We start from the raw sequence: 25,897 nt of genomic DNA, 5'->3' as shown, positions 1-25,897 counted from the left end.
GTTCCCCAGGAGGAGAAGTGAGCTAGGAGTCTGACTGACTCGGATGATCAGATTCACGAACCCCTGGCAGGGTTGTAGGGCCCGGCCGGGTTTTGCCGTCTCATCCGCAACGTTTGACACGCTCGTGGCATATGCGCGGCGGATTCGGCGGAGACGGCACCGCCGGCCCCGGCATGGCTCCGGGACCGGCGGTGTCATAGCCGCTGGGGCGGGTTACTGCACGTCGACGAAGTCACCCGTGGCGTTGACCGCCGGGGTGGTCGTGGTGCCCGCGAAGGAGTAGCGGAAGTAACCGTCCGACGAGGCGGTGACGGTGGTCTTCAGCTCGCCCGTGCTGTTGGACTTGATGGTCTTGAGGGTGGTGTAGGTGTCGCTGCCCTTCTTGCGGAACTGCAGCTTCACCGACTGGCCGGTGTACCCGTGGTACTTGTTGTCGTCCCAGTTGGCACGGGACAGCTTGCCGGTGACCGTGATGGTCTTGCCCTTCTTCACCGGCTCCGGCGAGGCGTTGACCGTCAGCTTGGAGGCCCGCTGGACCTTGGCCGTCTTGTAGGCCTCGCGGATCACGTAGTCGCCGTCGTTGCCGGCGGCGGCGGCCCACACCTTCCAGGTACCGGCCAGGATGTTGCTGTAGACGTTCTCGTTCGGGTCGGCGATCAGCGTGACCTTGCAGGTGGCGGTGGTCGCGCTGGAGTTGGTGCAGTTGCCGACCTGCTCCTGGTCCAGGCTCTCCGGCACGATCGCGCCGTCGGCGTTCTCGGTGTCCGGGCCGTGCCACAGCATGGCGAAGGCGTCCTGGACGCCTTCCGGGTCGGTGGCCGTCACGGAGACGGTGAAGGACTTCTTGACGGTCGTGCCGACCACGATGTTCTTGCCGCTGTTGACGGTCACACCCGTGATCTTGGTGTCGCCCAGGGACTCGTCCGCCGGAGAGGCGGCGGTGAACGGCGTGGCCTTCGAGGTGGACGGGACCAGCGACGCCAGGTTCGGCGCCTGGTTGTCCGCCTGCGCGGACGGCACGGCGAAGGCGGAAAGGGCCAGGGCGCCGGTGACGGCGGCCACGGTGGCTCGGATACGCATGCGTTCTCCAGGTGGAGAGGGGCCCCGGTGCTCGTCGTCGGCTCTCGGGGCCCAAGTGATCGTGGAGTCTGTTGACTCACGTGATCAGATAGCCCAGTGATGCGCATGGTTGTACGACAGGTGAAAAAAATGTGCGGGAGTTTTCACCAACGGCCGTACGCCGCCCGGTCGGTTCTCACCGCCTGCCTCACCACCGGCTCAGTCGAACCACCGGTCCCGCGCCAGTTCGTCCGTGCGGGACGGGTCCTCCAGCAGTGCCGCCACCTCGAACCGCCGGGGCCACTGCCCCGCCGCCCAGGCGAGCCCAGCGGCGACGCCCTCCAGGGTCGCGGCGTGCAGGACGCCGTCGTCGGTGAGCCGCCAGTCGATCTCCACGCCGTCGACGACGAGTTCCTCGTGCTCGACGTAGGAGGCCGGAGTCTGCCGGCCGAGCAGCACCCGCACCGGCTCCGGCACGTCGTGCTCGGTGCCCTCGGAGGTGACGTGCCCGGTGACCGACTCGCTCAGCCGCCGCACCTGGAACAGTTCGGCCAGCTCCACGGCGCGTGACGGGCGTACGGGAAGCAGCGGCACACCCTCGGTGAACGGCAGCAGGTCGGGCGAGTCGCACACCACCGCGTCGGCCGCGTCCACGACCTCCACCCGGCCGTCGACGACGGCCCGCAGGTCGTCCGGCAGGGTCACCTGCTCGGGGTCCAGTTCGGCCAGCGCCCCGTACAGGGCGTGCAGTTGAGCGTTGGTCACCCGCCGTTCCGGGTCGGCGAGCCGGTCGAGCAGCTCGGCGGCGCCGCCGGGCTCGTCCAGCAGCGCGGCGACGGACGTCCGCACCCCCAGCGCCCGCAGCACCTGCTCGTCCTCGAACCCGGTCGCGTCGGCCTCGTCGTACAGCCCCCGCAGCAGCGGATCGCCGCCGGCGGCCCTGAGGCCGGCCGGGCGGCGGCCGTCGAGCACCGGGTTCCCGCGCAGCCACCAGGCCGTGTACGGCCGGACGGCCTCGTGCGTGCCGTCCGGCAGCAGGATCCGCACGGGCTGCACGATCGCGTCCCTGAGCGGCGGCCGGGACAGCAGCGCCAGCGCCTGCGCCCACTTGTCCTCGTCCACGAGATCCAGGTCCCGTACGGCGACGATCTCGGTGGCGACCGGCGGCACCGGGCTGTCCGGGAAGCGGTCCAGGACGTCCTCGCACCACACGTCGACGGCGTCCAGCAGGCCCGCGTCGTCGGGTTCGGCGAAGTCGCCCTCGCGGGGTTCCAGTTCGTCCGGGTCGAGGACGACGTCGGTGGCGCGGACGAGCGCGAAGTCCACCAGGACACCGCAGGCGGCGAGCGGCTGCTCGCCCCACTTGGCGGCCAGCTCGGCGTCCACGAAGGCCAGTTCGCCCTCGCGCATGACCTGGGCGAAGGGCCCGCCGGGGAAGACGAGTTCGCAGGCCGGGGCCGGTTCGCCGTCCTCGTCGGGCAGGGCGAGCGCGCCGAGCCAGGGCTCCTCACCGGGCTCCAGGCCGGCGTCCCGCACCAGCGCGAGCACGGTGTCGGCCAGTTCCTCGGCGTCGAGGGAGTCCTCTTCCCAGTTCACGCCGCCCTCGTCGTCCAGGGACGCGGCGACGGCGACCCGGACCTGCGGGGTGGTCAGGACCGCCCGGGGGGTGGCGGGCAGGGCGCCGAGCTTCTCCAGGATCGGGTGGGCGGCGTCGGGGTGGGCGACCTTCAGGCCGAGCCGGGCCAGCACCTCGGGGTCGATCCGCGCGGTCTGGGCACCGGGCAGCAGCACCTGCCGGGGCCCGATGGTCGTCCGGCCGTCCGCCAAGGGCACCGGAAGCCCCGACAGGCGGTCCGGGTCGGTCCCGGCGAGGCTGTCGTAGAGCCGCCGCCACCAGCCGGGGTCCTTCTCCAGACCGGCCAGCCGGTCGATGGCGTCGGCCAGCGGGACGCGGGCGACACCCAGGGTCCGCAGCTCGGCGCGGCGCTCGAGACCGGCGGGCAGCAGGGTGGGGAGCACCTCGGCGAGCACCCGCACGGTGTCCGCGCCCGCGCTCTCGACGACCTCGGCGTCGCGGGGCCGCAGGGTCTCCGGCAGCTCGTCGTCCGCGCGGGGCGGGAGCGCGGGCGGCAGGAAGGAGGTCCGCGGCAGCCGCTGGAGGATCGCCTGGCGCAGGGCGCCGTCCAGTTCGCCCTTGCCGAGCGGGCCCGGCACGAGGTCGATGATCCCGGACGCCACCGGCCGCCAGTCGCCGAGAAGTTCGGCGTAGGCGTCGGCCGCGCGCTCGACGAGGAAGTCGGTCAGCGGGCCGGGGGCGGCGTGCCGGCGGGTGGAGTCCAGCGGGAACGAGGCGATGAGCAGCGCCGGGACACCGAGCGGTTCGTCGCTCGGGGTGGGGGCGTGCACGACGGCGCTCGTGCGGGGCCGGGCCGGGCTGCCGTCGCTGTCCACGGGCACGGCCCAGGTGACGGACCAGTGGGGCCGCAGCCGCTCCTCGACGGGCCGGTCGGCGAGGAGGCCGGGGGTGAGGGGGCCGTGGGCGGCGGTGGTACGCCAGTGGGTGACGCCGTGGGCGGAGTCGTCGACGACGGTGAAGGGGCCGTCGGTGCGGCGGGTCAGGGTACGCGGGCTCTCCCCGTTGATCTCGACGACCAGCTCTTCGAGTCCGGGGAGGGTGAGCAGCACGGCGTCGTCGACGGCCCGCAGGAGGCGTTCGGCGAGATCGGCGGCCGGGGTGTCGCGCAGCGGCAGGATGACGGCGGTGTCGTAGGGGGCGGGGGCGGTGCCCTCGGCGGCGTACGGCAGCCGCAGCAGCGGTACGTGCCCGTCGCGCCGCCGGACCTCGTCACCGAGGCCGGGGCTGTGCCGGGCGGTCTCGGCGGCCAGGGCCCTGGCCTCGGCCAGCGACCACCGCACACCGCCGTGCCGGCCGACGACGGCGGGCTCGTCGGTGACCGACAGCACGGCGGCGAAGCCGACGCCGAACCGTCCCACGGAGGAGGTGTCCCCGGGGTCCCGCTTGGCCGATGCCCGCAGGGTGGACAGCGACTCGACCCCGGCCGCGTCCAGCGGGGCGCCGGTGTTGGCGGCGACGAGCACGTCGTCCCGCAGGGTGAGCCGCAGCCGACCCGGCACCTGGGCCCGGGCGGCGGCGTCGGCCGCGTTCTGGGCGAGTTCCACGACGAGCCGGTCCCGGTAGCCGCCGAGGACCAGATCCTCCTCGGCGTTGGCGTCCTCACGGAACCGGGCGGGGCTGGTGGCCCAGGCGTCGAGGACACCGCGCCGCAGACGGGCGGTACCGAACGGATCGGCCCCCTCGGCGGCGGGCCGCACGAACTTGCTGCTCACGTTCCGTTCCTTCTCCTCGTGGACGTCCTCGTGGACGTGAGGGAAAGGTACCGCCTGGGAAGCGGACGGCGTGCGCCCGCCCGGCGCGGGCGTCCGGGCGGGCGGTGACCGCAAGACGCGGGGGGCTACGAGTGACCCAGTTCCTCCGTGTCCGCGTCCGCCGTCGGAGTCACCGATCCCGAGTCCGGGGCCGGGCGCAGCGGGAACGGGTCGACCCGGGTCTCGTCGATGACCGGGGCGGGCGGCTGGGGCGGGCGGGGCATGACCGCGGCCTCGGAGTGGCCGCCGCAGCCGTAGGCGAGGGAGACCAGGCGGCCGTCGGCCGGGGAGAACTCGTTGGCGCAGGCGCCGAAGGCCTGGCCGAGGGAGCCGCCGATGGGAACCAGGAAGCCGCAGCTGACGCAGGCCGCGGGGGCCGACTGGGCCATGGGCGTCTTGGGGCCGAACGCCTCCTCCCAGCGGTCGGCCGCGCTGTGCAGGCCGTAGCGGGACAGGACGCGGGCCCGGCGCATGCCCAGCTCCTCGGCGACCGCCGGGATCGAACCGCGGGAGGGGGGCACCGTGAAACCGGTCGCGGAGCCGGCGGTGAGGTCCGCGTCCTCCGCCTCGACCAGGTCGGCCATCTCGTGGGAGACGGGGACGTTCGGCGCCGGCTCGTCCTCGCCCGAGTAGCCCGGCTCCAGCCGCAGGTCCTCGGCGTCGGTGGGCAGCAGATCGCCCGGCCCCATGTCGCCGGGACGCAGCCGCTCGCTCCACGGCACCCACTCGGGCGCCAGCACCGCGTCGGGCCCGGGCAGCAGCGCCGCCTCGTCCACCGTGACGATCTTCGCCCGGGAGGCCCGGGCCACCGTCACGGCCCACCGCCAGCCCCGGTAGCCGAGCTCCCGGCACTCGAAGAAGTGCGTGACAACGCGGTCCCCCTCGGAGACCAGCCCCACGTGCTCGCCGACGATTCCCGGCGCCGCGGCCTCCTCGGCTGCGGCGCGGGCGAGGTCGACTGCCTCGGCGCACAGACGGTCAGGGGTGCGGCTTCGCGTTGTCGCTGCGCTCACAGGTATCGCTTCTCTCCATACGCCGTCTCACGAGTGCGCCACTCCCGGCACAGGGGCGGACGGAGCGGACCGGGGGACCGCGTCGACGTCCTTCATCCATTTTGCGGGATGGCTGAGATACGCACGCTACCCTTCCGCCCCACGTCGCGTACACCGACGGTCCTCTTGCACCGTCCACCGGTCCCCGGGCCGCCGCCCCGCACAGTCACCCCACAGGCCCTATACAAGCGGTAATGGCACTACCCACGGCCTTATCGGGGCACTATGACGTCGTGGCAGCCGCGAAGACACCCCCGGGCGCCACCGGGACCGGTGGGCCGAAAGGGGTCAAGGGAACTATCCGACCGGGCGGACCGGGCCGTGCGGGCGGCTTCTTCCGCACGGTCGGCCGTGCCCTGCACTTCCCGGTGACCGGCACGGCCCGCGGCATCCGCAAGGCCACCCACGCGCACGGGGCCGGCGAGTCCGGCCTGGGCAAGCTGATCGAACTGCACGGTGTGAACGGCGCCGGCGACGTCATGATCACGGTCGCCCTCGCCTCCACCGTCTTCTTCTCCGTGCCCACCGACGAGGCGCGCGGACGCGTCGCGCTCTACCTCGCCATCACCATGGCGCCCTTCACCCTCCTCGCCCCCGTCATCGGCCCCCTCCTCGACCGCCTGCCGCACGGCCGCCGCGCCGCCATGGCCGGCGCGATGCTGGCCCGGGCCCTGCTCGCGATCGTCCTGTCCGGCGCGGTCGTCAGCGGCGGCCTGGAGCTGTACCCGGCCGCGCTCGGCGTCCTCGTCTCGTCGAAGGCGTACGGCGTCGTCAGAAGCGCCGTCGTGCCCCGCCTGCTGCCACCGCGGTTCTCCCTGGTGAAGGCCAACTCGCGGGTGACCCTCGGCGGGCTCCTCGCCACCGGCATCGCCGCGCCCGTCGGTGCCGGGCTCCAGCAGATCGGGCCGCGCTGGCCGCTCTTCGGCGCCTTCGTGCTGTTCGTGGCGGGAACGATCCTGTCGTTCACGCTGCCGCCCAAGGTCGACTCCGCCAAGGGCGAGGACCGCGCCCTGCTGGCGGCGGACGAGGAACACCTGCACGGGCCGCACCGCCGGCCGGTCAAGCGGCCCGGGCTGCGCACGGTCGGCCCGGCCGTCACCCACGCGCTGGCCGCCAACGCCGCCATCCGCTGCCTGACCGGGTTCCTGATCTTCTTCCTGGCGTTCCTGCTGCGTGAGCACCCGATCTCCGGACAGAGCGCGGCCGTGTCCCTGGGGATAGTCGGTGTCGCGGCGGGCGTGGGCAACGCGCTCGGCACGGCCGTCGGGGCGTGGCTGCGCTCCCGGGCCCCGGAGATCATCATCGTGACGGTCGTGGCGTGCGTGGCGGGCGCGGCGATCACGGCGGCGGTGTTCTTCGGCGCGGTCCTGGTGGCCGGCCTGGCCGCGATCGCCGGGTTCGCGCAGGCCCTGGCCAAGCTGTCCCTGGACGCGCTGATCCAGCGGGACGTGCCCGAACTGGTCCGCACCTCGGCCTTCGCCCGCTCCGAGACGCTGCTGCAGATGTCCTGGGTGCTGGGTGGCGCGATCGGCATCGCGATGCCGCTCAACGGCACGGCCGGGCTGGCGGTGGGTGCCGCGATCGTCGGCGCCGGGTGGCTGGCGACCGTGCGGGGGCTGATCGACTCGGCCCGGCGCGGGGGCACGGGGCGGGCGCGGGTGGCCTAGGGCCGTGTGGGGCGTGCGGCCCTTCTGATGGATCTCACCGGGAGCCGTACCCCGCGTGGGCGGTCCGCCCCGCGGGCCCGATAGCCTTCGCCCATGAACACGTTGCAATCCGTTGTGCGACGCCGCCGCGCCGTCGCCGTCGCCGGCGTCGTATCCGCCGGACTGCTCGTCCTGTCGGCCTGTGACAAGCCGACTCCGATCGCCACGGTCACCGTGGGCAGCGACTCGGTGAACTCCGGAGCCACCTGCGGCGGCGAGGGCGACGCCCTGAAGCCGTCCGATCTCGCCGGGTGCCTGAAGAACAAGGGCATCAAGAGCATCTCCGTCGACCCCGACGAGACGGTGCGCTTCGGGGTCGACCCCGAGATCGCCGACGAGGGCTGGACGATCCTGATGAACGGCCAGCCGCTGACCGACTCCAGCACGAAGACCTACCGCACGATTCCGGGCAGCGTGTTCTTCAACGCCCAGTACGGCGCACAGGGCAACTCGACGCTGGTGTCCATCAAGGAAGGCGACAAGGACCCGTCCGGGCTCTGGAACTTCAAGCTCAAGAAGGACGCCTGATCGCTGCCGCTGGGCTGGGCCGGGTGCTCGTGGCCACCGCTGTTCCCGTGGAGAGGGACGCGGTGGCCCAGGCCTGCCCGGGTGACAGCGGCATCGAGGTGATCGCCGGAGGTGTGGGGCCCGCGCTCGCCGCCGCCTCCGTCGCCTCCGCCCTCACCGTCGCCGCCGTGCACGGCGAGCCCTACGGCCTCGTCGTCTCCGCCGGGATCGGGGGCGGGTTCCGGCCCGGGGCGCCCGTGGGGTCGCTGATCGTCGCCGACGAGGTCGTCGCGGCCGATCTGGGGGCCGAGACCGAGGACGGGTTCGTGCCGGTCACCGAGCTCGGGTTCGGGACCGTCAGGCATGAGCCGCCCGCCGATCTCGTACGGCGGGCCGCCGAAGCCACCGGGGCCCGCACCGGGGCCGTCCTCACCGTGTCGACCGTGACCGGGACGGCCGCCCGGGCCGCCGCGCTGCGGGAGCGGCACCCCACCGCCCTCGCCGAGGCCATGGAGGGTTTCGGCGTCGCCGAGGCCGCCGCCGCGCACGGCGTGCCGGTGCTGGAGATCCGGGCGATCTCCAATCCCGTGGGGCCGAGGGACCGTGCCGCCTGGCGCATCCCCGACGCCCTGGCAGCCTTGACGGAGGGGTTCGGGAAGCTCGCGCCCGTACTGGAGGGTTGGAACCGGCATGACAGTTGAGCGGCTGCAGATCGCGTACTCACCCTGCCCGAACGACACGTTCGTCTTCGACGCCCTGGCCCACGACCGGGTCCCGGGCGCACCGGCCCTCGACGTGACCTTCGCCGACATCGACATCACCAACGGCATGGCCGAGCGCGGCGAGTCCGACGTGCTGAAGGTGTCGTACGCGGTGCTGCCCTACGTCCTCGACGACTACGCCCTGCTGCCCTGCGGGGGCGCGCTGGGACGGGGCTGCGGGCCGCTGGTGCTGACCCGGGAGGCAGGCCTCGGCCTCGCCGGTCGTACCGTCGCCGTGCCCAGTGAGAAGTCGACCGCCTACCTGCTGTTCCGGCTGTGGGCCGCGGACACGCTGGACGGCGGGGTCGGCGAGATCGTCGTCATGCCGTTCCACGAGATCATGCCGGCCGTGCGGGACGGCAAGGTCGACGCGGGACTCGTGATCCACGAGGCGCGCTTCACCTACCACGAGTACGGCCTGCACAAGCTCGCCGACATGGGCGAGCACTGGGAACACACCACCGGGCTGCCGATCCCGCTGGGCGCGATCATCGCCAAGCGGTCGCTGGGGGAGCAGAAGCTGCGGCTGCTCGCCGACTCCATCCGCACATCCGTGCGCGCCGCCTGGGACGATCCCGAGGCGTCCCGGCCCTACGTCATGGAGCACGCCCAGGAGATGGACCCGGCCGTCGCCGACCAGCACATCGGGCTGTACGTCAACGAGTTCACGGCGGGTCTCGGCGAGGACGGCTACGCGGCCGTACGCGGGCTGCTGACCCGCGCGGCGGCCGAGGGACTCGTACCGCCCCTCGGCCCGGACGCGCTGCGCTTTCCCTGAGGTCTCAGACGTCCAGCTGGTCGGCGACCGCGCGCAGCAGGCCGGCGATCTTCTTGCCCGCGGTCTTCTCGGGGTAGCGGCCCCGCTCCAGCATGGGCGTGATGTTCTCCAGCAGCGTCGTCAGGTCCTGGACGATGGAGGCCAGCTCGTCCGGCTTCTTGCGGGTCGCGGCGGCGACGGACGGGGTGGGGTCCAGGATCGCCAGGGACAGCGCCTGGTCGCCGCGCTGTCCGGCGACGACGCCGAACTCCACTCGCTGGCCCGGCTTGAGCGTCTCGACTCCGGCGGGGAGGACCGAGGAATGGACGAAGACGTCGCCGCCGTCGTCACGGGAGAGAAAGCCGAAGCCCTTCTCACTGTTGAACCACTTGACCTTGCCGGTGGGCACGTCTGTCCTCGTCCTCGTACTCGTCGGAAAACTGCTTCTGGAAACGGCTCTTGATAGCACTCGGGCGGGTCGTACGGACCCGCCGGTACCAAGGCTAATGGTCTTGCGGCCGGTGACAAGACGTCACCCGGTTGTTCCTTCGCGCTGGGAACTACCCTGGTCGGGTGCGTGACAAAACCCAAACGAATTCCGCCGCTCCCGGTGACCGCCTGGTCCGGGCCGGAGCCGTCGTGTTCTTCATCGGCGCCCTGGCAACACTGGTCACGGTCGCCCCGCTGCTGCTCGGAACGACTCCCTTTCCGACGTACATGTTCGGATTGAGCATGCTCATGGCCGTCGGATTCCTGATGGCCGGGGCGGGAGTGCTGCGTTCCGTGGCAGCCGGACGGCGTCAGGCGCGTGCGGGACGGTAGTCCGAAAGCCACCGCGGGAATTCGGTCAGATCGGTGAGGACGACGTCCGCGCCCGCCGCGCGCAATTCCTCCGGCGGGCAAGGGCCGGTGGCCACCGCGACCGAGAGGGCCCCGGCGGCCCGGGCGCCGCGGACGTCCCCGACGTGGTCGCCGACGTAGACGCCCGCGTCGTGCTCGCGCAGGGCCTCCGCCTTCTGCTCGGCCCACAGGTCGCCGATCACGGCGTCGGGCTCGATGCCGAGGTGGGCGAGGTGCAGTTTGGCGTTGGGCTCGTACTTGGCGGTGACGACTATCGCGCGTCCGCCGGCCTCCCGTACCGCCGCGATGGCCTCCCGGGCGCCGGTCAGGGCCGGGGTCGCGGTGATGGCGATCGCCGGGTACATCTCCCGGTACAGCTCCGCCATGGCCGGGATCTCCTCGGCCGGGAACCAGTTGATCAGCTCCTCGGCCAGCGGCGGCCCGAGCCGCGTGACCGTCAGGTCGGCGTCGATGTACACGCCCGTGCGTTCGGACAGCGCCTGGTAACAGGCGCGGATGCCGGGCCGGGAGTCGATGAGGGTCATGTCGAGGTCGAAGCCGACGGTGAGTGCCATATGGGCCATTGTGCCCAGGCGCTGTGAACGGCAGACGTCCGGCCGTGACCGGCGGCCCCGCGTCGGTGTCCGCTAGCGCGAGCGCTGCGAGCGCCACACCAGGAACAGCGCCGATGCCACCGCCGCGCCCCTGACCACCCACGGCCAGGTCTCCGAGACGGCCGCGTTCATGTGGCCCTCGGCGATCGGGGTGCCCCAGCGGCCGTTCATCCGGCCCCACAGCCAGACCAGGCCCCCCGCCAGGGAGAGGCCGGGCAGGATCACGACCGCCCACTTGGTCTCGGCCTGGGTGAGACGGCGGGAGGCGTAGGCGATGAGCCAGCCGAGCAGCAGGACGAACCAGTTGCCGAGCACGGCACCGGCGACGAGGAGCCCGGCGGCGATCAGCAGGAGCGGGTTGCTCCAGTTCCCGGCGGGGAGGCGCACGAGACGGCGACGGCCCCCCTTCTCGGCCACCTCGGCCGACTCGACGGCCGGGGCCGTTTCCTCGGCGGCCGCCTTCTCCTGCTCCGCCTTCCGCGGCGCCGGCGGCTTCAGCAGATCGGGCAGCTCCACACCGCCCACGAAGCCCGGCACCTCGTCGCCCACCCCGAAGGGGCCGCTCTCCACCCGCCACCAGTCCGGCTGGAGCGCGCTGTCGCCGAGTTCGTGACCTGCGGCCAGATGCGGCGGGGCCGCGCCGTCGGAGGGCGCGGGGTGCGGGTCCTCGGCGGGCCGCGCGGGCCGGGGGCGCGGTACGACGCGCCGCATGACGCCCTTGGCCCGCTCGCCCCGCTCCTCCGGCTCTCTCTCGCGCTGCACCGGCACCGAGGCGGGGGCGGCGCTGTACGGCTCACCGGCCGTGCCGCCCGCCGCCGCGGTCACGATGTCGTCGGGGCTGCCGAGGCGGGACAGGATGCGGCGGACGGCGGCGGGCGAGTCGACGGTGGCCTTCGAGCGGCGCTTGTCGATCTCGTTGCGCAGGTCGGCGACCAGACGCATGCGGGTGGCCGACGACAACTGCCGCTGCTGGGCCACGTCGCCGACGCGGCTCAGATACTCGTAAACGACCTGGTCGCTCTCAATCCCCACGAAGTCCCCTCCGGGGCGGGTGCGTTGCGTGACGCCGTCGCCCGACGGTACCGCGAGTGCCCTCTCAGCGGCCAAAAGCCCGTCCCGCGTACGGGGGCGGGGCGGCGCACGACCGGCCCGGCCGCCGGGGGCGACCCGCTACCGTGGACCGGATGAGCACCGAGGACAGGCCCCCGGCCCCCCGTTCCCTCGCGGAAGCGCTCCGCGCGCGGGGCGATGCCGCGCTGGGCGCGCTCCTGCGCAGCCGCCCGGATCTCATCACGCCCGTCCCCACCGACCTCACCCAACTGGCGACCCGGGCCGGCACCCGGGCCTCGGTGGTGCGGGCCCTGGAGCGGCTGGACCGGTTCGCGCTGCAGACGGCGGAGGCGCTGGCCGTGGCCGCGGACCCCGCGACGTACGGCGAACTGCTCGGGCTGATGGCCGGGGACGACGCCGACCCGGCCGTCGTCGCGGCCCTGCCGCACGCCGTCGGCCTGCTGCGCGAGCAGGCCCTGGTGTGGGGCGACGACGACCGGCTGCGGCTGGTCCGCACGGCACGTGAGCTGCTGGCCCCCTCGCCGCAGCACCCCTCGCCGACCGGGCTCGGCCCGACGGTCCAGGAGGCCACCGCCGGGATGTCCCCGGGCCGGATCCAGGAGATCGTGACGGCCGCCGGACTGGCCTCGACGCACGACTCGGTCTCCGCGGTGACCGCCCTGGCCGCTCTGTTCACGGACCGGACCCGGATGGCCGCGCTGCTCGCCGAGGCCCCGGCCGACTCCCTCGACGTGCTGGAACGCCTGGTGTGGGGGCCGCCGTACGGGCAGGTCACCGCCGATCCGGCGCCCCGGCTGCGCTGGCTGCTGGACCGCGGCCTGCTGCTGCCGACGGCGCCGGGGACGGTCGTCATGCCGCGCGAGGTCGCCCTGCACCTGCGCCGGGGCCTGGCGCACCGGGCGGCCGAGCCCGTACCGCCGGTGGTCGAGGTGGCCGCCGCACATCGTCCACAGGTTGTGGACAGCACCGCGGCCGGGCAGGCGTACACCGCGCTCGCGACCGTCGAGGAGCTGCTGAAGGACTGGGACGAGGGCGGGCCGGCGGTGCTGCGGGCCGGCGGGCTGAGCGTGCGGGACCTGAAGCGGACCGCCGTCGCGCTCGACGTGCCCGAGCCGACGGCCGCGTTCTGGGTGGAACTGGCGTACGCGGCCGGCCTGATCGCCTCGGACGGCGAGGCCGACGAACGGTACGCGGCGACCCCCGCCTACGACGAGTGGCTGGAGCAGCCCGCCGCGGAGCGCTGGTCGCGGCTGGTCACGGCGTGGCTCGCGGCGACCCGGACGGCCGGTCTGGTGGGCGGACGGGACGCGAAGGACCGGACACTGTCGGCGCTCGGGCCCGGCCTGGACCGCTCGGCGGCGCCCGAGGTACGGCACCGGGTGCTGACGCTGCTGGCCGGGCTGCCGGAAGGCGCCGCGCCCGCCGCCGGGCCGGTGCTCGCCCGGCTGCGCTGGGAGCGGCCCCTGCGCGGCGACCGGCGCGAGGACGACCTGCGCGGCCGGCTCGCCGAGTGGGCCCTGTCCGAGGCGGAGCTGCTGGGTGTCACGGGCCGGGGCGCGCTGTCGGCCCACGGCCGTGCGCTGCTGGGCGCGCCCGCGGCTCCCGTGCCCGGCCCGGAAGCGGAAGCGGAACCCTCCGGGCCGGGGGACAAGCTGCCCGTGCACCACCATCACCGCGCCACCCCGCTCGCCCCCCTCTCCCCCGCCGAGCAGGCCGTCGCCTCCGCCGCCGCGGCCCGGCTGCTCGCGCCGCTGCTGCCCGAACCGCTGGACCACGTGCTGCTCCAGGCCGACCTGACGGCGGTGGCGCCCGGCCCCCTGCGGCGGCCGCTCGCGGACATGCTGGGCGTGCTGGCGGACGTCGAGTCCAAGGGCGGGGCGACCGTCTACCGGTTCACGCCCGGCTCGGTGCGGCGGGCGCTCGACGCCGGGCGGGCCGCCTCCGACCTGCACGCCTTCCTCGCCGCGCACTCCCGCACGCCGGTGCCGCAGCCGCTCGCGTACCTGATCGACGACGTGGCCCGCCGGCACGGCCATCTGCGGGTCGGCGCCGCCTCGGCGTACGTGCGCTGCGACGACGACGCGGTGCTCAGCGAGATCCTCGCCGACAAGCGGGCCGCCGGGCTGGGGCTGCGCCGGCTCGCCCCGACCGTGCTGGCCGCCCAGGCCGACCCGGCAGGCCTCCTGGAAGGGCTGCGGGCGATGGGGTTCGCGCCGGCCGCCGAGTCCGCCGAGGGCGATGTGCTGATCACCCGCGCACTGGCCCACCGCACCCCGCCCCTCACCCCGCCCGAGCCCGTCCCGGACGGCCCGCCCGTCCCCGACGACACCCTGCTGTCCGCCGCGCTGCGCGCCATCCGGGCCGGTGACCTGGCCTCCACCGCCCCGCGCAAGCCGGGCACCGCCCCGGCGGCCGACGGCGAACCGCCCCGCACGTCCGCCGCCGAGACCCTGGCCACCATGCAGGCCGCCGTCCTGACCGGCGAGGCCCTGTGGATCGGCTACGTCAACGCCGAGGGCGCCGCCAGCCAGCGGGTCATCGCCCCGATCCGCGTCGAGGGCGGCTTCGTCACGGCGTACGACCACACCGCGGACGAGGTCCGTACGTATCCGCTGCACCGGATCACCGGGGTCGCCGAACTCGCCGACGACGCGGGCTGACGGCACCGAGGGGGCCGCGTCACCCGTTCGGGTGCGGATGGGCGTTCATGCACGCCACGCCGGGGATGTCCCACGCTCGGGCGACCTTCCCGGGCGTGCCGCATCACGCCGCGCGCGCGGGGGCAGCCACCGGGTGTCCTGTCAGCCGCTCCGAAAGGAAACCCCAATGCGCGCTGTCCGTCGAGTCGCCGCCGTCCTCGTCACCGCCGCCCTGATGACGTTCGGCGGGCTCGCCGCCCCGGCCTGCGCGGTGAGCATCGACGCCGCGGGTCTCGTCCTGGAGACACCGCAGATCTGATCCGCTCCCGCGCGGCTTCGGGCCGGTCCGGGCGTCCCCGGGCCGGCTCGCGGCGGTGCGGTGCCGCCGTTCCCCGATGTCATTCTCCGAAAGGCCGTCCCGTCCTCATGCGTGAGAACCTGCCCGTCGCCGCTTTCTGTGCCGCTCTCTGCGCCGTCGCGCTCGTGGGGGTGCTCGCGCCCGCCGCCGCGGCGGCCCCCGCGGCGCCGCTGCCGCTGCCCGTCGCCGCCGTGGAACCGCTGGTCACCGAGGGGGTCTCCATCGAGGGCCCGCTGGTCCAGAACGTCAGTCTGCCCACGCTGACGTAGCGCGGCGGGTGCGGTAGCTGTCCCCGTCGAGCCGCACGAGGTGGGCGTGGTGGGCCAGGCGGTCCGTCATCGCCGGGGCGGACGGGCCGAAGACCTCGTCCCAGCGGCCGAGCGGGCGGTCGCTGGTCACGATCAGCGAGGCCCGCTCGTAGCGGTGGGCGACGAGCCGGAAGAACAGGCCCGCGGTCGCCGCGTCGAAGGGCATGTAGCCGATCTCGTCGACGATCAGGAGGGGGTGATCGTCGAGAGCGGTCAGCTCCGCGTCGAGCCGGCCGGCGGCCCGGGCCTCCGTGAGCCGGGCCGCCCACTCGGCGGCGGTCGCGAACAGCACCCGGTGCCCGGCCTGGCAGGCGCGCACGCCCAGGGCGACGGCGAGATGGGTCTTGCCGGTGCCGGGCGGCCCGACGAGGACCACGTTGCGCCGGGCGGCGACGAACTCCGCCTTGCCGAGCCGGGCCACGGCCTCCCGGTCGAAGTCCCGGGGGTGGTGCTGGTCGAAGTCCTCCAGCAGCTTGCGGGCGGGGAAGCCGGCGGCGCGGATCCGGGCCTCGGCGTCTGCGTCCGGTTCCGGCTGCCGGGGGACGGCCGGCACGGCCACCGGGGCCTCGGGGTCGGGCTGGGCCCGGTGCGAGCCTCCGCGGTCGCTCTCCCCCTGCCCTGCGGCCTGCACGGGCCAGGCCGGTGGATGCCCCGCCTGCGCGGGCCCGGCGGCCGGGGCATGCGCAGCCTGCGTGTGCCCTGCCTCGGCTTGCCCCGCCTGCCCCTGGCCTGCCCGCGTGTGCCCGGCCTGCGGCCGGTCGGCGTGGCCGCGGTCCGCCTGCGCGACCATCGGCCCCGACATGTAGGCAAGGATCGCCGCGGAGGCGATGAACGCCATGTGGATCACCGTCCCCCACAGCAGCGCGTGCCGGGAGGTGTGGTGGACGTCCACGAACATCTGCAGCAGGTGCACGGAGGAGATGCCCACGATCGCCGTGGCGAGCTTGACCTTCAGCACGTTGGAGTTGACGTGCGAGAGCCATTCGGGCTGGTCACGGTGGCCCTGCAGGCCGATGCGCGAGACGAACGTCTCGTAGCCGCCGACGATCACCATGATCAGCAGGTTGGCGATCATGACGACGTCGACCAGCTTGAGCACCGCGAGCATCACGTACGTCTCGGTGGCGTGCCCGCTCACGCACATGAGGATTAAGGTCCAGAGCTCCTTGAAGAACTTGTAGACGTAGACGCCCTGGGCGGCCACCAGCCCGAAGTACAGCGGGGCCTGGAGCCAGCGGGTGGCGAAGAGGGCATATCCGAGCGTGGTGGTCGTCGGGTTGCGCACGTGCGCCATTCTTCGGGGCCGCGATGGAAAAACTGAATTCACACCACACGTTGGGATGAATAGGCATTCAGTACGACTGGACGCACAGATCACACCACCCGGCGCGGTCGATCAGGCACACTGGACGTTTGGCCGAGGCGTCGCGCTGTCGAGCCGTCCGAGCCCTCCGGCCACAGAAAGGGTGCCGCGCGTGAATGGTCCGCTGATCGTCCAGTCCGACAAGACCCTGCTCCTGGAAGTCGACCACGAGCAGGCCGACGACTGCCGCCGGGCCATCGCCCCGTTCGCGGAACTGGAGCGGGCTCCGGAGCACATCCACACCTACCGCGTCACCCCGCTCGGCCTGTGGAACGCCCGCGCGGCGGGGCACGACGCCGAGCAGGTCGTGGACGCGCTCGTGGAGTACAGCCGCTACCCGGTGCCGCACGCGCTGCTCGTCGACATCGCCGAGACGATGGACCGCTACGGCCGTCTCACCCTGTCCAAGCACCCGGCGCACGGCCTGGTCCTGACCACCACCGACCGCCCGGTGCTGGAGGAGATCCTCAGGTCGAAGCGGATCACGCCCCTGGTCGGCGCCCGCATCGACCCGGACACGGTCGCCGTGCACCCCTCCGAGCGCGGGCAGATCAAGCAGACGCTGCTGAAGCTGGGCTGGCCGGCCGAGGACCTCGCCGGGTACGTCGACGGCGAGGCGCACGCGATCGAGCTGGCCGAGGACGGCTGGGCGCTGCGGCCGTACCAGAAGCAGGCCGTGGAGAACTTCTGGCACGGCGGCTCGGGCGTCGTCGTCCTGCCCTGCGGCGCCGGGAAGACGCTGGTCGGGGCCGGGTCGATGGCCCAGGCGAAGTCGACCACGCTCATCCTCGTCACGAACACCGTCTCGGCGCGGCAGTGGAAGCACGAACTGGTGAAGCGGACCTCGCTGACCGAGGACGAGATCGGCGAGTACAGCGGCACCCGCAAGGAGATCCGGCCGGTCACCATCGCCACCTACCAGGTGCTGACGACCCGGCGGAAGGGCGTCTACCCGCACCTGGAGCTGTTCGACTCGCGGGACTGGGGACTCATCGTCTACGACGAGGTGCACCTGCTGCCCGCGCCGGTCTTCAAGTTCACCGCCGATCTCCAGGCGCGGCGGCGGCTCGGCCTGACCGCCACGCTGGTCCGCGAGGACGGCCGGGAGTCGGACGTGTTCTCCCTGATCGGCCCCAAGCGGTTCGACGCGCCGTGGAAGGAGATCGAGGCGCAGGGCTACATCGCGCCCGCCGACTGCGTGGAGGTCCGGGTCAATCTGACCGACTCCGAGCGGCTCGCGTACGCCACGGCCGAGACCGAGGAGAAGTACCGCTTCTGCGCGACGACCGCGACCAAGCGGAAGGTCACGGAGGCGCTCGTCCGGAAGTTCGCCGGGCAGCAGATCCTCGTCATCGGGCAGTACATCGACCAGCTGGACGAGCTGGGCGAGCACCTCGGAGCGCCCGTGATCAAGGGCGAGACGTCGAACGCGCAGCGGGAGAAGCTCTTCGACGCCTTCCGCGAGGGCGAGATCAGCGTGCTGGTGGTGTCCAAGGTCGCGAACTTCTCGATCGACCTGCCGGAGGCGACGGTCGCCATCCAGGTCTCGGGCACCTTCGGCTCCCGGCAGGAGGAGGCCCAGCGCCTCGGCCGGGTGCTGCGTCCCAAGGCGGACGGCCACCAGGCGCACTTCTACTCGGTGGTCGCCCGGGACACCATCGACCAGGACTTCGCCGCGCACCGCCAGCGGTTCCTGGCGGAGCAGGGGTACGCGTACCGGATCGTGGACGCGGACGAGCTGCTGGCGGAGAGCTGACGGCGGGCCGGTCCGCTCATGGCCGGCTCACTTGTGTCGGCGGACCACGCCGACTTCCTCTCCGTACTGGCCGAGGACGATCACGTCGAAGGCGGCGCCCGCGAAGACCTTGACGGCGCGCAGGGCATCGCCGAGGCGGTGACGGTGGCTGCCTGTCACGGCGGTGGCGCCGGGCGGACGGCCCGGTACCGGGGCGGGGTGGATGGTTGCTGCGCTCATGTCTCCATGGTGCGTTTTCGACCGTAAAGCCTGCGTCGGTCTCCGGATTGAACTTTCCGGCGGCCCTCGTACGCCCGCGGGGCGAGGCGTCCCCCTAGGGGGAGGCCTCGCGCCCGTGGCTTTCTGCTCCTACTTGCGCTTGCGGATCCGGGTCGTGCCGAGGATGACGAAAGCCAGGACGGCGATCCCCGACAACAGCCAGAGCGGGACACCGTCGAGTCCTTTGTAGGCCAGTACCGTCGCATCAGTGCTTGATCGCACAAGTCCTCCTTCGTGGGACAAGCGGGCAGCGGCGCGAAAACCCGCTCGCGGCAGCCGCCCCCGCTCCTCTAAGATCTCCGCTCTTGCCCGCCTCCCTCACGGAGTGCCGCCGACCGGACGGAAACCGGCCGGCACCCACCGCCGTCACCTCAGCAGGTACCCCTCGGAGGCACCCCCTTGTCCACGCCCGTCGACGACCCGCTCGCGCGTGAGCGCTCCCACCTCTCCTCGTCCCGGTCCGCTCTGCGCGCCATGCGTGAGGATGTCGAGGCCCTCGACATCAGCGACGTCACCGCGAACTGGGTCAACGCGGAGGTGCTGGCCCGCCAGATCGAGGAGCGCATCAAGGCCCTGGCCGACCTCAGCGACACCCCGCTGTTCTTCGGCCGGCTCGACTACCTGCACGCCCCCGGCGCCGAAGCGGCGGAGGGAGCGGAAGGCGAGCGCTTCTACATCGGCCGCCGCCATGTGCACGACCACGATGGCGACCCCATGGTGATCGACTGGCGCGCGCCGGTCTCGCAGCCGTTCTACCGGGCTTCCAAGAAGGACCCGATGGACGTCGCGCTGCGCCGCCGCTTCGGCTACACCCGCGGTGACATCACGGCGTACGAGGACGAGCACCTGTCGGACCCGGCCGAGGCGGCCCGGACCAGCAAGCTGCTCCAGCAGGAGATCGAGCGGCCGCGTGTCGGCCCGATGCGGGACATCGTCGCGACGATCCAGCCGGAGCAGGACGAGATCGTCCGGTCCGGTCTCTCGGGCACGGTGTGCGTGCAGGGAGGCCCGGGCACCGGGAAGACCGCCGTCGGTCTGCACCGGGTCGCCTACCTCCTCTACGCCCACCGCGAGCGGCTCGCCCGCACCGGCACGCTGGTCATCGGGCCGAACCGGTCCTTCCTGCACTACATCGAGCAAGTGCTGCCCGCGCTGGGCGAGTTGACCGTCCAGCAGGCGACCGTGGACGACCTGGTCGGCCATGTCGAGATCAGGGGTACGGACGACGCGACGGCCGCGGTCGTCAAGGGCGACGCCCGGCTGGCGCGGGTGCTGCGCAGCGCCCTCTACTCGCACGTCACGATGCCCACCGAGCCGGTCGTGGTCGTGCGCGGCTCCCGCCGCTGGCGGGTCCCGGCGTACGAACTGGAGGACATCGTCCGCGAGTTGCTCGACCGCGACATCCGCTACGGTGCCGCGCGCGAGGCCCTGCCGCAGCGCATCGCGCACGCCGTGCTGGTGCAGATGGAACGCTCGGGGGAGGCGCCGGACGACCGGGTGCAGGACGCGGTGGCCCGCAACAGCGCGGTGAAGGCGGCGGTGAAGGCGGTCTGGCCGGCCGTCGACCCGGCGAAGCTGGTGCTGCGGCTGCTGTCGGACGCGGAGTTCCTCGCCGTGCACGCCGAGGGGATCCTCGACGAGGACGAGCAGAAGGCGATCCTCCGGCCGAAGCCGGCGCGCAGTGTGAAGGCGGCGAAGTGGTCCGCCGCGGACGCCGTCCTGATCGACGAGGCCACCGACCTGATCCAGCGCACGCACTCCCTGGGGCACGTCGTCGTCGACGAGGCGCAGGACCTCTCCCCCATGCAGTACCGGGCGGTCGGCCGCCGCTGCACCACCGGCAGCGCGACCGTCCTCGGCGACCTCGCCCAGGGCACGACGCCGTGGGCGACCCGGAGCTGGCAGGAGGCTCTGGCCCATCTCGGCAAGCCGGACGCCCTGGTGGAGGAGCTGACGGCCGGCTTCCGCGTCCCGACGGACGTCATCACCTACGCCTCCCGCCTGCTCCCGCACATCGCCCCGGGCCTGACCCCGGTGGCCTCGATCCGCGAGAACCCGGGCCACTTCGAGGTCCGGCAGGTCTCCGGCACGAAGGACGTGGTCGAGGCGTGCCGCGAGCTGCTGCGCCACGAGGGTTCGACGGGCCTCATCGCGGCGGACGCCCGCGTGCCCGAACTGGCCGAGGCCCTCGCCGAGTCCGGCATCCCGTATCTCGGCCCGGGCGAGGAGACCACCCAGGACACCCGCCTGACCCTGGTCCCGGCGTCACTGGCGAAGGGCCTGGAGTACGACTACGTGGTCCTGGACGAACCCCGTGCGGTGGTGGACGGCGAACCGGACGAACGAACGGGCCTGCGCCGCCTGTACGTGGCCTTGACCAGGGCGGTATCGGGTTTGACGGTGACGCACACGGCCCCACTGCCGGACCAACTGGCCTGACCGGCGGCACGGGTGGGCGTGGGGGCCCCTCAGCCCCTCAGCCCCCGTGCCGAGCACCCTTCAAGAACCGTCCACCGCGGCCCGCCACGCCGAGACCAGCTCCGCGGAGACCGGCTCGTCCCACCCTCGAGGCCGAGCCGCCCCGCCGATGTGGAACCCGTCGACCCCGGCCTCCAGCAGCACCGGCACATGATCGAGCCGCAGCCCGCCGCCCACCAGCAACCGCTGCTCATACCCCGGCTCCCCGGCCCGCCCGGCCTCCGCGAGCAACACGGGCAGCCCCTCGTCGACCCCGCCCGAAGCCCCGGCCGTCAGGTATGTGTCCAGCCCCGGCATCCCGTCCAGCTGCTTGCGCAGGGCGTCCCGGTCGGCGGCCCGGTCGATGGCCCGGTGGAACGTCCAGGGGCAGCCCTCCAGCACCGCCACCACCCGCTCAACGGCCGCGAGATCGACCGCACCCCCTCCATCGAGGAAGCCCAGCACGAACTCCGACGCCCCGGCCTCCCGCAGCTCACCGGCCACCCGCACCAGCCGTTCGGCATCCCCGGCCGCGAACCCGTCCGCCAGACGGATCATCACCCGCAGGGAGATGTCGACCGCACGCCGGATTCCGGCGACGGTGGCGGCCGACGGGCTGAGGCCGTCGGCCGCCATGTCGGTGACCAGCTCGAGGCGGTCCGCGCCTCCCGCCTGGGCTGCGACCGCGTCCTCGACACCGAGGGCGATCACCTCCAGGACTGCACGCTTGCTCATGGGGCCCCTTCGTCGGCATGCGTCGGCGTTCGATGACAGGTCTGACTGACAGGTCTAGTCCAATCAAGACTACGCTGCCCATCCGCGCCGCCTCCGATGCCCCGTCGGCGCGCTCAGCCGAAGATGTTCAGCTCCTTCGCCTCGACCCCGGCCAGCTCGAAGTCCGGTGCCCCGTCGACCGGCCGCCCCGTGTACAGCCGTACGAGCGTCGGCCCGTCCCCGATGAACCGGCCCGGCGGCCGCTCCCCGCCGCTCTCACCGAGCCGCAGCGGCTCGTCCAGGTCGTCGAGGTCGGCATGGACCGGCACGTGCCCCCGCTCGCGGGTGATCCGGGCGAGCAGCGCGAGCGCGTCCGGCAGCCCGGCCCCGCCGTACGCCCCCGGCTCGCCCAGGGCCTCGCGGACGTCCCCGGCGTGCACCCACTCCCCCAGGGCGAGGAGGTCCAGTTTCCCGCCGGCCCCGGCGATCAGGGGTCCGGCCTCGCCCATCCCCCGCTCCAGTTCGTCGACGATCCGCGCGTCGCTCCAGTCGGCCCGGTCCGCGATGTCCCGGTCGTTGGACTCGGGTGTGAACACGCCCTTCTCGAACCTGCCCTCCGCCACCCGCGTGAGCGCGGCCGAACAGTGCGCCAGCACGTCCCGCACCGTCCAGCCCGGACACGCGGCGACCGGCCGCGCGAAGTCCTCCCCGGCCCGGCCCCGCAACAGCGGGATCAGCGCGTCACGCTCGATCGTCAGCAGCCTGCCGGGCTGCTCGGGGTCCCGTACGTCATGTACATCAGCAGGAGTCGTCATACACCCACGCTAGGTCCCGGGGCCGCTCGGCGGGAGAATGCCCCCATGGCCGATCTCGACTCGCTGCGCACCCGTTTCGCCCGTGCCCTGGAAGCGGCCCGGGGCCCGGCCGCGGGCCCGGACCCGGCGCCGTACGCCGACAACCTGCTGGCCCGCTGGCAGGAGCCCCAGCGCCGGTACCACACGGTCGAGCACCTCACGGCGGTCCTCGACCGGGTCGACGAGCTGCAGCGCTACGCGCGCGACCCGGACGTGGTCCGGCTGGCCGCCTGGTTCCACGACGCGGTCTACCTGCCCGACCGCTCCGAGAACGAGGAACGCTCGGCCCGCCTCGCCGAACGGGCCCTCGCGGAGGCCGGCGTACCCGACGCGAAGACCGCCGAGGTGGCTCGCCTGGTCCGGCTCACCGTCACCCACGACCCCGCCGACGACGACCCCGACGGCCAGGTCCTGTGCGACGCCGACCTCGCGGTCCTCGCCTCGCCCCCGTCGGCGTACGCCGCCTACACCACCGCCGTTCGCGAGGAGTACCACTTCGTCCCCAGCGCGGCCTTCCGCGAGGGCCGCGCCGGGATCCTGCGCCAACTGCTGGACCTTCCGCGCCTGTTCAGGACCCCGCACGGCACGGCCGAGTGGGAGGCCACGGCCCGCTACAACCTGACCGCCGAGCTGGAAATGCTGTCGCTCCCACCCCACGCCCCCTCGTAGCCTGCCCCCCATGTGGACAACGGGAGCGGAACAGGTGGAGCAGGCCGTCGCCGAGTGCGTGGGCCTGCTGGGGGCGGTCACGGACCGGGACTGGGAGGGCGTGCGGGCCGGGCGGCTGGAGTGGGACTGCCGGGAGACGGCCGTGCACATCGCGAGTGATCTCATCGCGTACGCGGGACAGTTGGCCGGGCGGGAGCCCGAGGGGTACACGCCCTTCGAGATCTCGCTGGACGAGGGGACCGACAACGCGGGCGCCGTGCAGGTGATCCGCACGACCGGCGCCCTGCTCGCGGCGGCGGTCCGCACCACCCCGCGTGACGTGCGGGCCTTCCACCCGTACCCGTTCCGCAGCGCGAACCGTGAGGGGTTCGCCGCGATGGGCGTGGCCGAGGTGCTGCTGCACACGCACGACATCGCCGAGGGGCTGGGCGTGTCGTACGAGGCGGCGCCCGAGCTGTGCGAGTTCGTGCTCACCCGGATCTTCCCGCACGTCCAGCCCGGCCCCACGCCGTGGCCGACCCTGCTGTGGGCCACCGGCCGCGGGGAACTGGCCGGCCGCGCCCCGCTCACGCAGTGGCGCTGGAACAACAACCTGGTGATCGGCACCGAGCGGCTCACCCTGGAGGGCGTCACCCCGGCGACCGCGGCCGACCTGTCCACGGTCGGCGACGGCGGCTTCGAGTGGATCGAGGGCGGCCCGATGGAGGGCACCCGGGTCGGCACCGGGCTGGTGTACAAGCAGTACGAGGACGGCGTCCACCGGCCGGAGTGGGGCACGTACGTGCTGGTCCGGCGCGAGGACGGCCGCGCGATCGGCGCCATGGGGTTCCACACCGTCCCGGACGGGGAGGGCCGGGTCGAGGTCGGCTACGACCTGGTCGAGGGTGCCCGCGGCCACGGCTACGCCACCGAGGCGCTGCGCGCGCTGTCGCAGTGGGCGCTGGGCCGGCCGGAGGCGCGGACCGTCGTCGCGAACGTCGAGCGGGACAACGCGGCCTCCCGGAACGTGCTCTCGCGCGCCGGGTTCGCCCAGGTCGCCGAGGACCCCGAGCAGCTGACCTACGAGCTGCGCGAACCCCGCGAGGGATAGCGCCCCTTGGGCCGCCGCAGCCCGGCCGCGTGCAGCAGCCGTACCACCTCGCGGCTGCTGACCTCCACGGCCCCGGCCCGCACCGCGTCGGCGTACCGCTGGTCGGGGATGTCGTAGTGGTCGCGTTCGAAGGCCCGGGGCGGGACGCCGAGGCGGGCGGCGAAGGTGTGCAGTTCGTCGTAGGAGACGTCGCTGATCAGGTGGGACCACAGGCGGCCGTGGCCGGGCCAGGTCGGCGGGTCGATGTAGATCGTCACCAGGGCCTCAACGGGACGCCGGGCCGCCGATGGCCTCGCCCAGCGAACCCACCGCGGCGACCTTCACGCCCGCCTCGCTGCACACCCAGTGCGGGTCGGGCCCCAACTCCGGTTCCACGTCCAGGGCATGCGGGTCGCCGGTGCCGCACACCGGGCACAGCGGCCAGCGGCCGTACCGGTCCAGCAGGGCGTCCTGGACGTCCTGCGCGACCAGGCCGGCCACGTACCGGGCGCCCTCGGGCCACTGCTCGACCCACCATCGGCGCTGCTTGACGGACTCCTCGACCAGCGACACGACGTCCGCGTCGGCGACTCGGCCCGCCATGAGGTCGGCCAGCACGAGGGCGCGCGCGGCGTGCAGCGCCTGCTCCAAGGGGCTGATGGGTTCCATGCACCCATTGTGCGCACTCTTGACCCGAACGCCGCGCCGAAAATATCTTTCAAGCGTGACCCGTGACGTGAAGGAAATTTTCGCCCGTGAGCGGGGCGGCTCCTCCGGGGCGAGCGGCGCCCCGCCCGCCCCGGCCGCCCTCGCGGCCAAGGTCCGCACGCTGGGCCCGTCGATGACGCGCTCCATGCAGCGCGTCGCCGAGGCCGTCGCGAGCGACCCGGCGGGCTGCGCGGCCCTCACGGTCACCGGCCTCGCCGAGCTCACCGGCACCAGCGAGGCCACCGTCGTACGCACCGCCCGCCTGCTGGGCTATCCGGGTTACCGGGACCTGCGCCTGGCCCTCGCCGGCCTCGCCGCCCAGCAGCAGTCGGGCCGCGCCCCGGCCATCACGACGGACATCGCGGTGGACGACCCGATCGCCGACGTGGTCGCCAAGCTCGCCTACGACGAGCAGCAGACCCTCGCCGACACGGCCGCCGGTCTGGACACGGTCCAACTGGCCGCGGCCGTCACCGCCCTGACCACGGCCCGCCGCACCGACGTCTACGGGGTCGGGGCGTCCGGCCTGGTCGCGCAGGACCTCACGCAGAAGCTGCTGCGCATAGGGCTGATGGCGCACGCCCACAGCGATCCGCACCTGGCCGTCACCAACGCCGTACAGCTGCGCTCGGGCGACGTGGCGATCGCCGTCACGCACTCCGGGTCGACGGGGGACGTCATAGAGCCGCTGCGGGTGGCCTTCGAGCGCGGGGCGACGACGGTGGCGATCACCGGCCGCCCGAACGGCCCGGTCACGCAGTACGCCGACCACGTCCTCACCACGTCCACCGCACGGGAGAGCGAGCTGCGCCCGGCGGCCATGTCGTCCCGGACCGGTCAGCTTCTCGTGGTGGACTGCCTGTTCGTGGGGGTGGCGCAGCGGACGTACGAGAAGGCGGCGCCGGCGCTGTCGGCGTCGTACGAGGCGCTGGCCCACCGGCACCGTTCCTGAGGCAGCCGCCCCGCCCAGCACCGGAAAGACACGGAAAG

26 protein-coding genes are annotated in these 25,897 nt (G+C 73.4%); 13 read left to right on the top strand and 13 right to left on the bottom strand.

Annotated features, from left to right (window positions below):
• Window positions 1-213: 213 nt before the first annotated feature.
• The 3 genes from ADK65_RS24555 to ADK65_RS24545 all read right to left on the bottom strand — a co-directional run bounded on the left by ADK65_RS24555 (window position 214) and on the right by ADK65_RS24545 (window position 5,459).
• On the bottom strand, window positions 214-1,080 hold the full coding sequence (locus tag ADK65_RS24555; RefSeq protein ID WP_053672628.1) for a DUF5707 domain-containing protein: 867 nt from the start codon (window positions 1,078-1,080) through the stop codon (window positions 214-216).
• A 198-nt stretch (window positions 1,081-1,278) separates the two neighbouring features.
• Complete coding sequence (locus tag ADK65_RS24550; protein ID WP_053672626.1) at window positions 1,279-4,407, bottom strand: sacsin N-terminal ATP-binding-like domain-containing protein; 3,129 nt, start codon at window positions 4,405-4,407, stop codon at window positions 1,279-1,281.
• A gap of 125 nt (window positions 4,408-4,532) precedes the next feature.
• Entirely contained in the window at window positions 4,533-5,459 is a 927-nt protein-coding gene (locus ADK65_RS24545; RefSeq protein WP_053672624.1) for a DUF3027 domain-containing protein, read from the bottom strand.
• Between the two features lie 272 nt (window positions 5,460-5,731).
• Between ADK65_RS24545 and ADK65_RS24540 the strand changes: the two genes are divergently transcribed.
• The 4 genes from ADK65_RS24540 to ADK65_RS24525 all read left to right on the top strand — a co-directional run bounded on the left by ADK65_RS24540 (window position 5,732) and on the right by ADK65_RS24525 (window position 9,250).
• Window positions 5,732-7,165: an MFS transporter gene (locus tag ADK65_RS24540; RefSeq protein ID WP_053672623.1), complete on the top strand. Its 1,434-nt coding sequence runs from the start codon at window positions 5,732-5,734 to the stop codon at window positions 7,163-7,165.
• A 93-nt stretch (window positions 7,166-7,258) separates the two neighbouring features.
• On the top strand, window positions 7,259-7,732 hold the full coding sequence (locus ADK65_RS24535; RefSeq protein WP_053672621.1) for a hypothetical protein: 474 nt from the start codon (window positions 7,259-7,261) through the stop codon (window positions 7,730-7,732).
• Between the two features lie 29 nt (window positions 7,733-7,761).
• Window positions 7,762-8,412 carry a futalosine hydrolase gene (locus tag ADK65_RS24530; protein WP_053672667.1) on the top strand — a complete coding sequence of 217 codons (651 nt, stop codon included), beginning with the start codon at window positions 7,762-7,764 and terminating at the stop codon, window positions 8,410-8,412.
• On the top strand, window positions 8,402-9,250 hold the full coding sequence (locus ADK65_RS24525; protein WP_053672619.1) for a 1,4-dihydroxy-6-naphthoate synthase: 849 nt from the start codon (window positions 8,402-8,404) through the stop codon (window positions 9,248-9,250). The genes ADK65_RS24530 and ADK65_RS24525 overlap by 11 nt, the downstream gene beginning before the upstream one ends.
• A gap of 4 nt (window positions 9,251-9,254) precedes the next feature.
• On the opposite strand, the gene ADK65_RS39820 is transcribed toward ADK65_RS24525, so the two are convergent.
• A complete protein-coding gene (locus ADK65_RS39820) occupies window positions 9,255-9,638 on the bottom strand; it encodes a cold-shock protein (protein WP_003991106.1) in 384 nt (127 codons plus the stop codon).
• A 164-nt stretch (window positions 9,639-9,802) separates the two neighbouring features.
• Here ADK65_RS39820 and ADK65_RS24515 point away from each other — a divergent pair, with 164 nt between their 5' ends.
• Entirely contained in the window at window positions 9,803-10,051 is a 249-nt protein-coding gene (locus tag ADK65_RS24515; RefSeq protein ID WP_053672617.1) for a hypothetical protein, read from the top strand.
• On the opposite strand, the gene ADK65_RS24510 is transcribed toward ADK65_RS24515, so the two are convergent.
• Both ADK65_RS24510 and ADK65_RS24505 read right to left on the bottom strand, forming a co-directional pair.
• Complete coding sequence (locus tag ADK65_RS24510; protein ID WP_053672614.1) at window positions 10,030-10,653, bottom strand: HAD family hydrolase; 624 nt, start codon at window positions 10,651-10,653, stop codon at window positions 10,030-10,032. The two genes, ADK65_RS24515 and ADK65_RS24510, sit on opposite strands and share 22 nt — an antisense overlap.
• A 63-nt stretch (window positions 10,654-10,716) precedes the next feature.
• Entirely contained in the window at window positions 10,717-11,715 is a 999-nt protein-coding gene (locus ADK65_RS24505; RefSeq protein WP_053672612.1) for a hypothetical protein, read from the bottom strand.
• A 152-nt stretch (window positions 11,716-11,867) separates the two neighbouring features.
• On the opposite strand from ADK65_RS24505, the gene ADK65_RS24500 reads away from it, so the two are divergent.
• The 3 genes from ADK65_RS24500 (at window position 11,868) to ADK65_RS24495 (ending at window position 15,020) form a co-directional block, all read left to right on the top strand.
• Complete coding sequence (locus tag ADK65_RS24500) at window positions 11,868-14,414, top strand: helicase C-terminal domain-containing protein (protein WP_053672610.1); 2,547 nt, start codon at window positions 11,868-11,870, stop codon at window positions 14,412-14,414.
• Window positions 14,415-14,580: 166 nt separating this feature from the next.
• On the top strand, window positions 14,581-14,712 hold the full coding sequence (locus ADK65_RS39645) for a hypothetical protein (protein WP_267889752.1): 132 nt from the start codon (window positions 14,581-14,583) through the stop codon (window positions 14,710-14,712).
• A gap of 107 nt (window positions 14,713-14,819) precedes the next feature.
• Window positions 14,820-15,020: a hypothetical protein gene (locus ADK65_RS24495; RefSeq protein WP_053672609.1), complete on the top strand. Its 201-nt coding sequence runs from the start codon at window positions 14,820-14,822 to the stop codon at window positions 15,018-15,020.
• Here the strand turns inward: ADK65_RS24495 and istB are convergent.
• On the bottom strand, window positions 14,998-16,353 hold the full coding sequence (gene istB / locus ADK65_RS24490) for an IS21-like element helper ATPase IstB (protein ID WP_107092377.1): 1,356 nt from the start codon (window positions 16,351-16,353) through the stop codon (window positions 14,998-15,000). The genes ADK65_RS24495 and istB overlap by 23 nt on opposite strands.
• Before the next feature lie 181 nt (window positions 16,354-16,534).
• Here istB and ADK65_RS24485 point away from each other — a divergent pair, with 181 nt between their 5' ends.
• Complete coding sequence (locus tag ADK65_RS24485) at window positions 16,535-18,178, top strand: DNA repair helicase XPB (RefSeq protein WP_053672604.1); 1,644 nt, start codon at window positions 16,535-16,537, stop codon at window positions 18,176-18,178.
• Between the two features lie 27 nt (window positions 18,179-18,205).
• Here the strand turns inward: ADK65_RS24485 and ADK65_RS24480 are convergent, their stop codons facing one another.
• Together ADK65_RS24480 and ADK65_RS39640 are read right to left on the bottom strand one after the other, a co-directional pair.
• Complete coding sequence (locus ADK65_RS24480) at window positions 18,206-18,397, bottom strand: hypothetical protein (RefSeq protein WP_053672601.1); 192 nt, start codon at window positions 18,395-18,397, stop codon at window positions 18,206-18,208.
• A 129-nt stretch (window positions 18,398-18,526) separates the two neighbouring features.
• Entirely contained in the window at window positions 18,527-18,658 is a 132-nt protein-coding gene (locus ADK65_RS39640; protein ID WP_267889751.1) for a hypothetical protein, read from the bottom strand.
• 177 nt (window positions 18,659-18,835) lie between these two features.
• Here ADK65_RS39640 and ADK65_RS24475 point away from each other — a divergent pair, with 177 nt between their 5' ends.
• On the top strand, window positions 18,836-20,875 hold the full coding sequence (locus ADK65_RS24475; RefSeq protein ID WP_053672599.1) for a HelD family protein: 2,040 nt from the start codon (window positions 18,836-18,838) through the stop codon (window positions 20,873-20,875).
• 60 nt (window positions 20,876-20,935) lie between these two features.
• Here ADK65_RS24475 and ADK65_RS24470 read toward each other — a convergent pair whose 3' ends face one another.
• Both ADK65_RS24470 and ADK65_RS24465 read right to left on the bottom strand, forming a co-directional pair.
• Window positions 20,936-21,628, bottom strand: coding sequence for a copper homeostasis protein CutC (locus ADK65_RS24470; RefSeq protein WP_053672598.1), 693 nt, complete (start codon window positions 21,626-21,628; stop codon window positions 20,936-20,938).
• Between the two features lie 113 nt (window positions 21,629-21,741).
• A complete protein-coding gene (locus ADK65_RS24465) occupies window positions 21,742-22,422 on the bottom strand; it encodes a maleylpyruvate isomerase family mycothiol-dependent enzyme (protein ID WP_053672596.1) in 681 nt (226 codons plus the stop codon).
• A 45-nt stretch (window positions 22,423-22,467) separates the two neighbouring features.
• On the opposite strand from ADK65_RS24465, the gene ADK65_RS24460 reads away from it, so the two are divergent.
• Window positions 22,468-23,130 (top strand): hypothetical protein, encoded by a 663-nt coding sequence (locus ADK65_RS24460; protein ID WP_053672594.1) that lies wholly within the window; start codon window positions 22,468-22,470, stop codon window positions 23,128-23,130.
• Between the two features lie 10 nt (window positions 23,131-23,140).
• A complete protein-coding gene (locus tag ADK65_RS24455) occupies window positions 23,141-24,220 on the top strand; it encodes a GNAT family N-acetyltransferase (RefSeq protein WP_420709070.1) in 1,080 nt (359 codons plus the stop codon).
• Here ADK65_RS24455 and ADK65_RS24450 read toward each other — a convergent pair.
• Window positions 24,190-24,477: a DUF4031 domain-containing protein gene (locus ADK65_RS24450; RefSeq protein WP_053672591.1), complete on the bottom strand. Its 288-nt coding sequence runs from the start codon at window positions 24,475-24,477 to the stop codon at window positions 24,190-24,192. The two genes, ADK65_RS24455 and ADK65_RS24450, sit on opposite strands and share 31 nt — an antisense overlap.
• Before the next feature lie 7 nt (window positions 24,478-24,484).
• A complete protein-coding gene (locus ADK65_RS24445; protein WP_053672589.1) occupies window positions 24,485-24,868 on the bottom strand; it encodes a hypothetical protein in 384 nt (127 codons plus the stop codon).
• Window positions 24,869-24,923: 55 nt separating this feature from the next.
• Between ADK65_RS24445 and ADK65_RS24440 the strand changes: the two genes are divergently transcribed.
• The gene (locus ADK65_RS24440) at window positions 24,924-25,859 is read left to right on the top strand and encodes a MurR/RpiR family transcriptional regulator (protein WP_053672587.1); all 936 of its coding nucleotides are present in this window, start codon (window positions 24,924-24,926) and stop codon (window positions 25,857-25,859) included.
• Window positions 25,860-25,897: the final 38 nt, after the last annotated feature.

It is taken from the genome of Streptomyces sp. NRRL B-1140, from assembly GCF_001280065.1.
Lineage (GTDB): Bacteria > Actinomycetota > Actinomycetes > Streptomycetales > Streptomycetaceae > Streptomyces.
Note: the sequence above shows the minus strand (reverse complement) of the source record. Positions and strands in the feature narration are given on the sequence as shown.